Genomic DNA, 12671 nt, shown 5'->3' on the forward strand with positions numbered 1-12671 from the left:
CCGAAGGACGCCGCTGCCATGACCGACCCCATCTTGCTGGCCCGCCACGGCCAGACCGAATGCCATCTGCTGCCCGCGCTGGCCAACCGCCACGGGCTGATCACCGGGGCCACCGGCACCGGCAAGACCATCACGCTGCAGACGCTGGCCGAGGGCTTCTCGGCCATCGGCGTGCCGGTGTTCATGGCCGACGTCAAGGGCGACCTGACCGGCATCGCCCAGCCCGGACGCATCGGCGACAAGCTGGCCAAGGTGCTGGCCGAACGCGGCCTGGACGCGCCGCAGCCGCTGGCCTGCCCGGCCACGCTGTGGGATGTCTTCGGCGAGCAGGGCCACCCGGTGCGCGCCACCGTCAGCGACCTCGGCCCGCTGCTGCTGGCCCGCATGCTGGCGCTCAACGAGACCCAGGCCGGCGTGCTCAACCTGGTGTTCAAGATCGCCGACGACCAGGGCCTGCTGCTGCTGGACCTGAAGGACCTGAGCGCGATGCTGCAGCACGTGGGCGACAACGCCAGCGAGTTCACCACCGCCTACGGCAACGTCTCCAAGGCCTCGATCGGCGCCATCCAGCGTGGCCTGCTGCAGATCGAGCAGCAGGGCGGCGAGCGCTTCTTCGGCGAGCCCATGCTCGACATCGCCGACTTCATGCAGACGGTCGAGGGCCGCGGCGTGGTCAACATCCTGGCCGCCGACCAGCTGCTGGCCGCGCCGCGCCTGTACGCGACCTTCCTGCTGTGGCTGCTGTCGGAGCTGTTCGAGCAGCTGCCCGAGGTCGGCGACCTGGACAAGCCCAAGCTGGTGTTCTTCTTCGACGAGGCCCACCTGCTGTTCAAGGACGCACCGACGGCGCTGGTCGAGCGCATCGAGCTGGTGGTGCGCCTGGTGCGCTCGAAGGGCGTGGGCGTCTATTTCGTGACGCAGAACCCGATGGACGTGCCCGACACCGTGCTGGGCCAGCTCGGCAACCGGGTGCAGCACGCACTGCGCGCGTTCTCGCCGCGCGACCAGAAGGCGGTCAAGGCCGCGGCCGAGACGATGCGGCCCAACCCCGCCCTGCCCGACCTGCCGGCCGCCATCACCGAGCTGGGCGTCGGCGAGGCGCTGGTCAGCCTGCTCGACGAGAAGGGCCGCCCGGGCATCACGCAACGCGTCTACGTGCTGCCGCCGGGCAGCCAGATCGGCCCGATCACGGCCGAACAGCGCCAGGCCCTGCTGCAGGGCTCGCTGGTGGCCGGCGTCTACGAGCAGGCGGTGGACCGCGAATCGGCCTACGAGATCCTGCGCGGCCGCGCCGGACAGGCGCTGGAGCGCGGCACGGCGGGTGGTACGGGCCAGCCGGCGCGCGAGGGTACCCGCGAGGCGGGCACGGCCGCGGCCGAGGCCGAGGCCGACGGGGCGGGCAGCACGCTGATGGATGGCGTCAAGGACGTGCTGTTCGGCTCGACCGGCCCGCGTGGCGGCCGTCGCCCGGGCCTGGTCGAGACGGCGGCCGGCTCGGCCATGCGCTCGATCGGCTCGGCCGTGGGCCGCGAGATCATCCGCGGCGTGCTCGGCTCGATCCTGGGTGGCGGCGGCAGCCGCCGTCGCTGAGCCACACCGAGCGGCGCCGGGCCACGCCGATCGACACCGCGCCGACACCGCGCGGCGCCGGACGCCGGCGAACGGCCTGCGCCCCCCCGGCGCCCCCCGGCGCGCCGGCCGCCGCCCCCGCGCCAGGGGCGCGGACCGCCGCCTCAGCGCACCGTGTAGCCGCGCCCCTCCAGGCACGCTGCGCGGGCGCGCAGATAGTCGTCGACGGCGCGGGTGTCCGCCTCGGCCTGGGCCGCCGACAGGGCCGGGCGCCCGACACCGGCCGCCACCGGATCATGGCCGCTGCGGCCGACCGCCCAGCCATGGCAGGCGTACTCGTCATCGGCCTGCTGCTGCGCGCTCTGGCCCTGACCCGGATAGACGTACTGGCGCGGGGGCCTGGCCGCCGCGGCAGGCCAGGCCGGCGTGCCGTCATCGTCGGGCGCGCTGACCGGCGCCACGACCTCGTAGCCCTCGGGCACCGCCCGGTAGTGCACGCCATCCAGCAGGAAATAGGTCACCCCGCCGATCACCACCACGCTGCGCCAGTCGGGCAGTGCATCGATGCGCAGGCCCACCGGCGGCCGGATGTGCACATGGCCCCCGTGCGGGGCCGGACGCCACCAGCCGCCGTTCCAGAACGCCAGGCGTTCGCCCTGCCAGGGGATGTGGCGCGCCTGCGGCGGCAGCCAGCGCCGCTCGCCCCAGCGCAGGTCGACCGGCGGCCCCACCCGCCAGAGCGGTGCCGGCGAGACGACCACCGGCGCGGGCGGCCAGGCGCGGCCGCGGTCTTCAGGGCGCCCATCGCGACGATCATCGCGACGATCATCGCGGCGTTCTTCCCGACGGTCATCCCGGCGAGCGTCGCGGCGATCATCCCGCCGCTCGTCACCTCGGCCGTCAGCTCGCCCGTCATCGCCGCGCCCGTGGCGCCCGCGGTCGCGCACCACGTCGCGCAGCAGCCCCTCGGCCGGCGGACGGACCGCGCCGATCGCCGGGCCGGCCGTCGGGCCGACCGCCGCCGCAGGCGCGCCACGGCGCAGCAGCGGATCGCGACCACGGGCCTCCGGGCCGTCCTCGGCGTGGGCCGGCGACAGCCCGCCCGCCGACAGGCCCGCCAGCAGCGCGACGGCCGCCAGCAGGCCCGGAACCGGATGCCCGGTGCGCCGGGCGTGGCGCCCGCCGCCAGCACCGCCAGCACCGCCAGCACCGCCAGCACCGCCAGCACCACCAGCGTGGCCGGGTTGGCCGGGTTGGCCGGGTTGGCCGGGTTGGCCGGGTTGGCCGGGTTGGCCGGGTTGGCCGGGAGCGTGCGGCATCAGGGCTCGCGCCGGAACGATGGCTCGGGCATGGGAGGGGTTCATCTGCGGATCATCCTGTCTGGCGGGCCGCGACGCGGCCCGGTTCACGCCCTGCGCGGCGGACGCCGGCACGCGGTCGGCATCGCGGGGCCCACGCGGCCCACCGGTCGGCGCCGGCATCAGCGCACCGTGTAGTGGCGGCCTTCCATGCAGGCCGTCATCGCGCGCCGGAAGTCCTCGCTGGCGCCCCCGGCGCGTGCACGGTCGAGCGCCTGCTCGCCGGCGATCAGGGCGGCCTGCTCGGCCCGCTCGGCCGCCCGCTCCCGGGAGCGGGCGTCGGCCTGCTGCTGCGCGTCGCGCTGGGCCGCACCCAGCGTGGCGCCCAGCAGCGCACCGAGGATCACCGGCGCCGGGCCGCTGCGCGGCCCCGAGACCACCGCCCCGGCCATCGCCCCGACGACCGCGCCGGCGACCACCGGTGCGCCATCGGCCTCGCGGCCCCGTCCGCCCTCGGCCGGTGGACGGACGGTCGCGGTGGGCAGCGTGGTCGGCGTCATGCCCGGCTCCTCGCCGGTGGCCTGCACGGCCCAGCGGTAGCACTCGTAGCGGTCACGGTCCTGGCGCGCGGCGTCCTGGCCCTGGCGCGGATAGAAGTACAGCGCCCGTGTGGCGGCGGCGGCCGGTGGCGGGGCCGGCCGCACCGGCACGGCGACCGGTGCCGGCCGCACGGCCGGCGCGCGGGCCACCGGGGTTGGCGTGACGACGCAGGCGGTCAGCAGCAGTGGCAGGCCGAGCGTGAGCCACCGGGCCGGACGGGCCGAGCGGGCCAACCGGGCCGAGAGGACCGAGCAGGCCGGACGGGCCGCCCTGCGGGGCGGCGCGGAAGACAGGAACATCATGGCGCTTCAACGCCGGGCCCGAACGGCCGTTGACCGGCGGGCCGGCGCGCAACCGCCGCGCGGCGGGCGCCTCATCCTGGCTTCACCTGCGCCGGACGGCTGTAGGCGGAGGCGGAGGCCGGAAAGGCGTCCGGGCCGACCTGGGTGCCGACCCGGAGCAGACCCGGATGCAGACCGGGATGCCGACCTGGAGGCCGTCCATCCAGTCGCCCCTCGGCGTGACCACCGCGCACGCAGCGCCGCACGGCGGCCGCGACCCGGATCCTGCCGTCAGGACCGCGCCGACCCTCGCGCACGCAGCGCGGCGACGCCCTCGACGACGGCCAGCACCAGCAGGCCGGTGGCCAGACCGGTGCCCAGATCGGCCAGGGCCTGGCGCAGCCAGGCCGGGGGTGCGCCCGCCGCCTCCAGCCAGGGCTGCAGCGCGTGGTGCAGCGGCACCAGCCCGTGCAGCACGATGCTGCCACCGACGAGGAACATCGCCACCGTGCCGGCCACGGCCAGCAGACGCATCAGGCGCGGAGCCGCCTGCAGCAGCGCTCGCCCCAGCCCGCGCCCGGCCGCCGACGCGCCGGGCCGCCCCAGCAGCCAGGCGCCGAGGTCGTCGAGCTTGACGATGCCGGCCACCAGCCCGTAGACGCCCACCGTCATCAGCGCACCGACGCCGGCCAGCACCGCCAGCTGCTGGCCCAGCGGCAGCGCCGACACCGTGCCCAGCGTGATGACGATGATCTCGGCCGACAGGACGAAGTCGGTGCGCACCGCGCCGCGGACCTTCTCGCGCTCGATCTGCGCGATCGCGGCGGGCGCCGTGGCCACGGTCGCGCCCGGCGCCGGAGTCCCGTGTGCCCGGTGTGCCCCTTGCGGATCGTGCGGACCGTGCCACCGCTGGAGCAGCCGATGAGCGAGCTTTTCAGCCCCTTCGAAACAGAGGTAGGCCCCACCCAGCATCAGCAGCGGCTGCACCGCCCACGGCGCGAGCTGGCTGATCAGCAGCGCCAGCGGAATCAGGATGGCCTTGTTCACCAGCGAGCCGCGGGCCACGGCCCAGACCACCGGCAGCTCACGCTCGGCCCGCACGCCGCTCACCTGCTGGGCATTGAGCGCCAGATCGTCGCCCAGCACGCCCGCGGTCTTGCGCGCGGCCACCTGCGTCATCGACGCGACATCGTCGAGCACGGAAGCGATGTCATCGAGCAGGGCGAGCAGCGTGGTGGCCATGGGGGACGCAGGACGGATGGACAGACAGGTGAGCGGACAAGGCCGGCAGGCAGATCCGGAAGGCCCCGGCAAGGACATCCGGCACGGAGATTCCGACAAGGCCATTTTCGTGGCGGCCGCGCGACGCCGCGAACCCGGTTTCATCAAACCAGAGGTGTCACCCGCCCGGAACCCCCTGCCGACGCTCCAGAATGACCAGGTCCGGTGCCGTCGGCGCCGGCGATCCACTCATTCCGGGAGTCTGCACATGAAGAAGCTGTTCGTCCTTCCCCTGCTGGTCCTCGCCGTCTCCGGCGCGCACGCGGCCCAGAACAATGTCGGCTGCGGCCTGGGCTCGATGGTCTGGGCTGGCCAGTCCGGCCTCGGCCCGCAGGTGCTGGCGGCCACGACCAACGGCACCTCCGGCAACCAGACCTTCGGCATCACCTTCGGCACGCTGGGCTGCGCCAAGGACGGCGTGGTGACCTCGACCCAGAAGCTGTCGGTCTACATCGACAGCAACCGCATGGCGCTGGCCCGTGACACGGCCGCCGGCCAGGGCGAGAGCCTGGAAGGCCTGATGGCCGTCATGCAGGTGCGCGGTGAAGACCGTGCCCCGCTGGCCTCGCTGATGCGTCAGCAGTTCGGCCGCGTGTTCGCCGACGAAGCCGTGGTCGCCAACCTGAAGGGCGTGCTGGCGTCCGACGCCCGCTTCACCGGCTACGCCGCGCAGATCTGAAGCCCTGCGCCTGAGCGCCCGCCGAGCCCCCGTCCGGACCACGCCCTGAGCCCGCTGTCGTTCATGCCGTGGCACCGACCGCTCCGCCGCATCGTGGCTGGAGCCGGCTCGGCGGCCCCCTCCGGCTCGCCGGCCGGAGGGGGCCGCACCGCCGCGCGGTCGGGAGATGACGTCGACCGGGCGCCGGATCGGGCCACCGGCCTCGCCGGGTCGTCCGCACGCACCGGGCGTCCCCGGCGCCTGATCCCCGGGCTGGCCGCCCTGCTCTGCGGCCTGGCCGGCATGGCGGCCGTCGCCCAGCCTGCTGCGCCCGCCCCCACGCTGGTCGAGCTGCAGCAGCGGGCCCGCACGCTCGGCGTGCACACCCAGCGCCGCTGGCTGGACCTGCTGCACGTGCAGCCGCTGGCCGGCATCGGTCCGGCGCGCAGCCTGGCCGACGATCCGGGCTTCTTCCTCGCCCCCGGCGGTGCGCGGGACCCGGAGGCCGAACTGCAGGCCACGCTGGCCGCCTTCTTCGATCCGACCGAGCGGCACGCCGCCGGCCAGACCGCGCAATGCCGCTTCCCGGCACGCAAGGCCTTCCTGCTGGACGTCCTCGGGCTGACGGCGGACGCGCTGCCCGCCCAGCCCTGCCCGCGCTACGACGACTGGCGCGCCGGCATCCGCGCCGAGCGGCTGACCCTCGTCTATGCGGCGGCCTACATCAACAGCCCGGCCTCGATGTTCGGCCACACGCTGCTGCGGCTCGATCCACCGGAAGAGCCGGCGCAGTCGCCGCTGCTGTCCTACAGCATCAGCTACGCGGTCTCGGACGCGGCCGACACGGCCGATCCGCTGTTCGAGCTCAAGGGCCTGTTCGGCCTCTATCCCGGCGCCTTCACCAACGCGCCCTACTACCTGCGGGTGCGCGCCTACACCCACATGGAGGACCGCGACATCTGGGAGTACGCGCTGGACCTGAGCCCGGTCGAGCGCGAACGCCTGCTGGCCCACACCTGGGAACTCGGCTTCACCCGCTTCGACTACTGGTTCTTCGACGAGAACTGCGCCTATCACCTGCTGTCGCTGCTGGACGTGGCGCGCCCCGGTCTGGCGCTGACCGACCGCTTCCGTCTGGCGGCCATTCCCAGCGACACGGTCAAGGCCGTGGCCAGCGTGCCGGGCCTGGTGCGCCAGCGCATCTACCGCCCCTCGGCCGGCAGCCAGCTGGCGGCGCGGGCGGCCCAGGTCGATGCGTCGGCCCTGAGCCTGGCCGGCGCGCTGGCCGAGCGGCCGCTGCCGGAGCGCGGGCCGATCGCCAGGCCCGCAAGGCCGATGTCGACCGGCCCGCAGAGCGCCACGGCGGCAGGTGCAGCGCCTGGCGCACCCACCGCCACATCTGCGGCCACACCGGCCGACGACCCGCTCGCCGCCCGGCTGGCCGCGCTGGCGCCGCCGCAGCGCGCCCAGGTGCTGGATCTGGCCGAGCGCCAGGTCAGCCTGCTGGCCGCACGCGGCCGCTGGTCGAGCGAGGAGGCCCAGGCCCGGCGCATGGCCCTGCTGCTGCAGCGCGCGGCCCTGCCCCTGCTGCCCGAGATCGCGGTGCCACCGGCCGACAACGCGCCCGAGCGCGGCCACGGCACGGCCCGCATCGAGGCCCTGGCCACCCGCCACGACGGCCGCGGCGCGCTGCTGCTGCAGCTGCACCCGGCCTACCACGAGCTGCTGGACCCCGAACCCGGCTTCGCGCCCGGCGCCCAGATCCGCTTCTTCGACACCCGGCTGCGGGCCGACGACCGCGGCCTGCACCTGGATGCGCTGCGACCGGTCGACATCCTGTCGGTCGCGCCGCCGCCGGTGCTGGGGCCGGCGCTGGCCTGGAAGGTCAACGCCGGCTGGCAGCGCGCACCCGGCACGACGCCGGCGCAGGCCGGGCTCGATGCGGTGCTCAATGGCGGGCCGGGCCTCAGCCGCGTGCCCTGGTCCGGCGGGGGCCACGGCACGCCGCTGGTCTACGCGCTGATGGACAACCAGCTGCAGCGGGTGGCCGGCGATCCTGCCGACGCCCCGCGCTGGCGGCTGGGCAGCGGCGTGCATCTGGGGCTGGTGACGCCGCTGGGCGCCCACTGGCGCGCCCATCTGCAGTGGCGTGCCCGCGCCTACCTGGGCGATGCGCCGCAGGAGCGTGAGTGGAACCTGCGCCTGCGCCGCACACTCGGCCACGACACCGCCGGCCTGCTCGAATGCGGTGCCAGCCGCCGCGGCACCGGACGCGCGCCGACGCGCTGCGCGCTGGGGCTGCAGCACCACTGGTGAGCCCGCGCAGGGCCGCTGGCTAGAATCCCGACCATCGCCTGCCCCGCAAGGGTCCGCGGGCCCGCCCTGTCCTGGCCAAGCCGGGCCGGGCCGCCGCAGCGGTGCGCCACGCCCGCCGCAAGCGCCACGCGCCGCAGCCCGCCGCCGCCATCGTGCCCGGCGGCGCACCACACCCCTCTCGAACCCTCACGACGAGCTCCATGTCCGCCACGTCCTCCGCGCCGTCCGACGGCGCCGCCAAGCCGGTCCACAACTTCCTGCGCGCCATCATCGAGCGCGAGCTGGCCGAGGGCGTCTACGGCCAGCGTCAGTGGGGCGGCTCACCCGGCGATGCCGCCCATCACGCCGCCGGTGCGGCCGATCCGGCCCCGGTGCGCCTGCGCTTCCCGCCCGAGCCCAACGGCTATCTGCACGTCGGCCATGCCAAGAGCATCTGCCTGAACTTCGGTCTGGCACGTGACTTCGGCGGCGTCTGCCATCTGCGCTTCGACGACACCAACCCCGAAAAAGAGGAGCAGGAGTACGTCGACGCCATCGTCGAGATGGTGCGCTGGCTGGGCTGGGACTGGACCGCGCAGGTCGCCGGTCAGGCCGTCGAGCACAAGTACTACGCGTCGAACTACTTCGACGTCATGTACCGCGCCGCCGAGCACCTGATCGAGCGCGGCCTGGCCTACGTCGACGAACAGACGCCCGAGCAGATGCGTGCCAACCGCGGCGACTTCACCACGCCCGGCACCGACAGCCCCTTCCGCGGCCGCACGCCGGCCGAGAACCTGGCGCGCTTCCGCGAGATGCGCGACGGCGTGCATGCCGACGGCGCGATGGTGCTGCGCGCGAAGATCGACATGGCCGCGCCCAACATCAACCTGCGCGATCCGGCCATCTACCGCATCCGCCGCGCCCACCACCACAACACCGGTGACCGCTGGTGCATCTACCCGATGTACACCTTCGCGCACCCGATCGAGGACGCGCTGGAGAACATCACGCACTCGATCTGCACGCTGGAGTTCGAGGACCAGCGCCCGTTCTACGACTGGCTGCTGGCCCGCCTGGGCGAAGGCGGCCTGATCAACACCCCGCCGCCCAAGCAGCACGAGTTCGGCCGCCTGAACCTCAGCTACGTCGTGACCAGCAAGCGCAAGCTCAAGGCGCTGGTCGACGAGGGCATCGTCAGCGGCTGGGATGACCCGCGCATGCCGACGCTGGCCGGCATGCGCCGGCGCGGCTATCCGGCCGCCGCCGTGCGCAAGTTCGCCGAGGACACCGGCGCCAGCAAGACCAACGCCTGGATCGAGTACAGCGTGCTCGAAGGCTGCGTGCGCGCCGAGCTCGACGGCTCGGCCGCCCGCGCGATGGCCGTCATCCACCCGGTCAGGCTGAAGCTGACGAACTGGGCCGAGCTGTTCGGCGCCGACCATCTGGAGCCCTGCGAGGCGCCGGCCCATCCGCACCACCCCGAGCTCGGCACGCGGCGCTTCAGCCTCGGCCCCGAGGTCTGGGTCGAGGCCGACGACTACGCCGACGTGCCGCCCAAGGGCTTCTTCCGCCTGTTCCCGGGCAACAAGGTGCGCCTGAAGTACGGCATGGTCATCGAGTGCACCGGCGCCGAGAAGGACGCCGACGGCCGGGTCACCGCCGTGCTGGCCACCGTCGTGCCCGACACCAAGAGCGGCACGCCGGGCGCCGACGCGGTCAAGGTCAAGGGCGTGATCACCTGGGTCGGCGTGCACGACGGCCAGCCGGCCGAACTGCGTCTGTTCGACCGCCTGTTCACCGAAGCCCAGCCCGACGCGGGCGACCGCGACTTCCGCGACGTGCTCAACCCGCTGAGCCGGCAGATCGTCACCGGCTATGTCGAGCCGTCGGTGATGCAGGCCGCGGCGGACGTGCGCTTCCAGTTCGAGCGCCACGGCTACTTCGTCACCGACCGCCTGGACCACCGGGCCGGTCAGCCGGTGATCAACCGCGTCTGCGGGCTGAAGGACAGCTTCGGCGGCAAGTGAGGCCGCGGCCGGGGCGCCCGCCGGGGCTGTGAGGCCCCCGGCCCGCCGCGGCCTCAGCCCCGGCGGGTGCGCCGGACGCGGGCGCCGACCACGCCGAGGCCGGCCAGCATCATCGCCACGGTCGCCGGCTCGGGCACCACACCGGCGGCGCCGGCCGTGGGCACATAGGTGTCGGGCTTGTAGATCCAGACGCCCGCGTCGCCGGTGGCGTCGTCGTACTCGTCGAGGGCGACGAACACGCCGAGCGACTCGACATAGGTCCACTTGCCCAGCACGCCGTAGCGGAAGCTGCCCTCGGGCTCGCTGCCCGCGCTCAGCAGCGATTCCAGCGTCCAGGTCGTCGCCAGGCTGCCGTCGGCGTTGTAGGTGGCCTTGGTGCGGTAGACCTGACCGCCATCGCCGCCCCACAGGTACAGGTAGCCGTCGGCGCTGTTCCATTCGACGGCGTAGTTCTCGTCGATGTCGAAGGCCGCACCGGTGCCGGCCAGCACCAGGCTGATGCCCACGTCGGCGTTGCCGCTGCCCGACTGCGTCAGGTCCCAGACGTTGAGGTCATAGGTGGTCGACGGGTGGGTGGTCGTGTGGACGTACAGGCTGTGGGTGTCGTCGATCGTGCCCGAGGCCTGCAGGCTGGGCACGTTGCTGGAGACGCCGATCAGCTCGAAGGTGTCGCCTTCGCCGGCCGCCAGATTGCCGACCGTGTAGCGGTAGAGCGAGGGCCAGCCCCCGCCGCTGTAGGCCGTCAGGTAGACCACGTCGTGGCCGTTTTCCTCGCGGTAGGCCGTCGTGTTGTTGATGAAGGAGATGCTGGCCGGAGCCGTGCCGATCCAGGTCACGCTGGAGACCCGGTTGGTCCACATCTGGCCGCCGGTGGTCGTGCTGTCCCAGCCCGAGCCGGTGGTGCCGCCGACCTGGGTCGCGCTGGCCTTGGACGGGTCGTACAGCCAGGGACCGGCCGTCACGAGGGCGCCGCTGGCATCCCGCGTGGTGAAGCCCTGGGCATCGTTGAACGCCACGCCGCCGAAGGTGATGAAGCGGTCGTTCAGCGGCAGGTAGAGGTTGCCCTCGTAGGTGTGCGAGGACTGTGGCGCCGCGTTGTCGGCCACCAGGTAGGTGCGGTTGTCGGCATCGGCCGAGTCGGGGGCGTTGATCACCGCGCTCGGCAAGGAGCCCAGCGACCAGTTGCCGCTGCTGCCGCTCCACAGATACATCTCGTTGCCGGAGTGGCTGGAGTGGCCGCCGCCCCACAGCATCAGGTTGCCGCGCAGCGAATCCCAGGCCACCGAACTCCAGGCATGGACCACGTTCTCCGGCGCGTAGATCAGGTTCGTCGGCAGCAAGGACGGATCGGTGACGAAGGACGAGGACAGCGCGCCCGCGTTGACCTGGGTCCAGCTGCCGGCGGCCGTCGCGTCGACCAGCGACTGCAGGTAGCTGCTCTGCGCCGACGCAGCGCCCGCACACGCCAGAAGCGCGGCAGCCGCCACGACGGAACGGGCGGCCGGGAAGCGGAAGGGACGGTAGGGGCGCATGCTGGAGTCTCCTGGTGCGGCGTGGGTCTCGTCGGCCGTCCGCTGCCGGGCGGCCGGTTTTGACCGAGTATGGCGATGAACCCCCCTGCCCCGCAGGGTCCACCCCCCTCAAGCGAGGGGTAAGCAGATGTGAGCTTTTGCAAGCTCCAGTGACGTTCTGAGCTGCCGCGGATCGGCGATGGTGCGCACCTGCTCGTACAGCGCCTGCGCCTGCGGATGGCGCCGGCGCAGGTAATGCAGCCACTGCTTGACGCGCCCGGCCTGATGGCGCGGCGCGACACGGGTGGCCACCACGTCGGCATAGTGCAGCAGCAGGCCGAGCACCGTCGGCCAGTCGACGGTGCAGCCGGGCCCATCGGCCGCCACCGCGTCATGGGCCCGCAAGGCCAGCGCGAGGCCGGGATCGGCCACCATGCCGCGGCCCAGCATCAGCGCGTCGCAAGCGCTCTCGGCACGGCAGCGCAGCGCGTCTTCCACGGTCCAGATCTCGCCATTGGCCACCACCGGCACGGTGGCGGGCAGCGCCTGGCGGATGCGTCCGATCGCGTCCCACCAGGCCGGCGGCCGATAACCCTGGACCTTGGTGCGGCCGTGGACCACCAGCTCCTGCGCACCACCGGCCACCAGCGCCTGCGCGCAATCGATGGCCAGCGCGTCGTCGAGATTGCCCAGCCGCATCTTGGCCGACACCGGCACGCCGGCCGGCACCGCGTCGCGCACCGCCTGCACGATGCGCTGCAGCAGCTCGGGCTCGTCGAGCAGGATGGCCCCGCCCCGATGCCGGTTGACGATCTTGGCCGGACAACCGAAGTTCAGATCCACGCCCTCAGCGCCGAGCTCGGCCAGGCGCGCGGCGTTGTCGGCCAGGCAGACCGGATCACTGCCCAGCAGCTGTGGCCGCACCGGCACGCCGGCCGCCGTGCGCGAGCCCTGCGCAAGCTCGGGCACGATGCGCAGGAACACCCGTGGCGGCAGCAGCTGGTCGGTGATGCGGATGAACTCGCTGACGCAGCGACTGAGGCCACCGGCACGGGTCAGCGCGTCGCGCAGATCGTGGTCGAGAAGGCCCTCCATCGGGGCCAGCAGGATGGGCGTCAGGGACATGGCCGCGTTCATCCGTGCACGCC

General features: G+C 73.6%; 9 protein-coding genes. 4 read left to right on the forward strand and 5 right to left on the reverse strand.

Annotation, left to right across the window (positions count from 1 at the left end):
- Window positions 1-18: 18 nt before the first annotated feature.
- Window positions 19-1590: a helicase HerA-like domain-containing protein gene (locus tag AACH11_RS03620; protein ID WP_341372831.1), complete on the forward strand. Its 1572-nt coding sequence runs from the start codon at window positions 19-21 to the stop codon at window positions 1588-1590.
- 143 nt (window positions 1591-1733) lie between these two features.
- On the opposite strand, the gene AACH11_RS03625 is transcribed toward AACH11_RS03620, so the two are convergent.
- The 3 genes from AACH11_RS03625 to AACH11_RS03635 form a co-directional block, all read right to left on the reverse strand.
- Window positions 1734-2888 carry a DUF6515 family protein gene (locus tag AACH11_RS03625; RefSeq protein ID WP_341372832.1) on the reverse strand — a complete coding sequence of 385 codons (1155 nt, stop codon included), beginning with the start codon at window positions 2886-2888 and terminating at the stop codon, window positions 1734-1736.
- Between the two features lie 161 nt (window positions 2889-3049).
- Window positions 3050-3766 (reverse strand): hypothetical protein, encoded by a 717-nt coding sequence (locus AACH11_RS03630; protein WP_341372833.1) that lies wholly within the window; start codon window positions 3764-3766, stop codon window positions 3050-3052.
- 273 nt (window positions 3767-4039) lie between these two features.
- Window positions 4040-4990 (reverse strand): DUF808 domain-containing protein, encoded by a 951-nt coding sequence (locus AACH11_RS03635; RefSeq protein WP_341372834.1) that lies wholly within the window; start codon window positions 4988-4990, stop codon window positions 4040-4042.
- 247 nt (window positions 4991-5237) lie between these two features.
- Here AACH11_RS03635 and AACH11_RS03640 point away from each other — a divergent pair, with 247 nt between their 5' ends.
- The 3 genes from AACH11_RS03640 (at window position 5238) to AACH11_RS03650 (ending at window position 10012) form a co-directional block, all read left to right on the forward strand.
- Complete coding sequence (locus AACH11_RS03640; protein ID WP_341372835.1) at window positions 5238-5708, forward strand: DUF3015 family protein; 471 nt, start codon at window positions 5238-5240, stop codon at window positions 5706-5708.
- Between the two features lie 282 nt (window positions 5709-5990).
- A complete protein-coding gene (locus AACH11_RS03645) occupies window positions 5991-8003 on the forward strand; it encodes an Lnb N-terminal periplasmic domain-containing protein (protein ID WP_341372836.1) in 2013 nt (670 codons plus the stop codon).
- Window positions 8004-8203: 200 nt separating this feature from the next.
- Window positions 8204-10012, forward strand: a complete 1809-nt coding sequence (locus AACH11_RS03650; protein WP_341372837.1) for a glutamine--tRNA ligase/YqeY domain fusion protein — start codon at window positions 8204-8206, stop codon at window positions 10010-10012.
- A 53-nt stretch (window positions 10013-10065) separates the two neighbouring features.
- Here the strand turns inward: AACH11_RS03650 and AACH11_RS03655 are convergent, their stop codons facing one another.
- Together AACH11_RS03655 and AACH11_RS03660 are read right to left on the reverse strand one after the other, a co-directional pair.
- The gene (locus AACH11_RS03655; protein ID WP_341372838.1) at window positions 10066-11544 is read right to left on the reverse strand and encodes a PEP-CTERM sorting domain-containing protein; all 1479 of its coding nucleotides are present in this window, start codon (window positions 11542-11544) and stop codon (window positions 10066-10068) included.
- Between the two features lie 108 nt (window positions 11545-11652).
- Window positions 11653-12648 carry a tRNA dihydrouridine synthase gene (locus AACH11_RS03660; protein ID WP_341372839.1) on the reverse strand — a complete coding sequence of 332 codons (996 nt, stop codon included), beginning with the start codon at window positions 12646-12648 and terminating at the stop codon, window positions 11653-11655.
- Window positions 12649-12671: the final 23 nt, after the last annotated feature.

The sequence above is a fragment of the Pseudaquabacterium rugosum genome (assembly GCF_038066575.1).
GTDB classification, from domain to species: Bacteria; Pseudomonadota; Gammaproteobacteria; order Burkholderiales; family Burkholderiaceae_C; genus Pseudaquabacterium; species Pseudaquabacterium rugosum.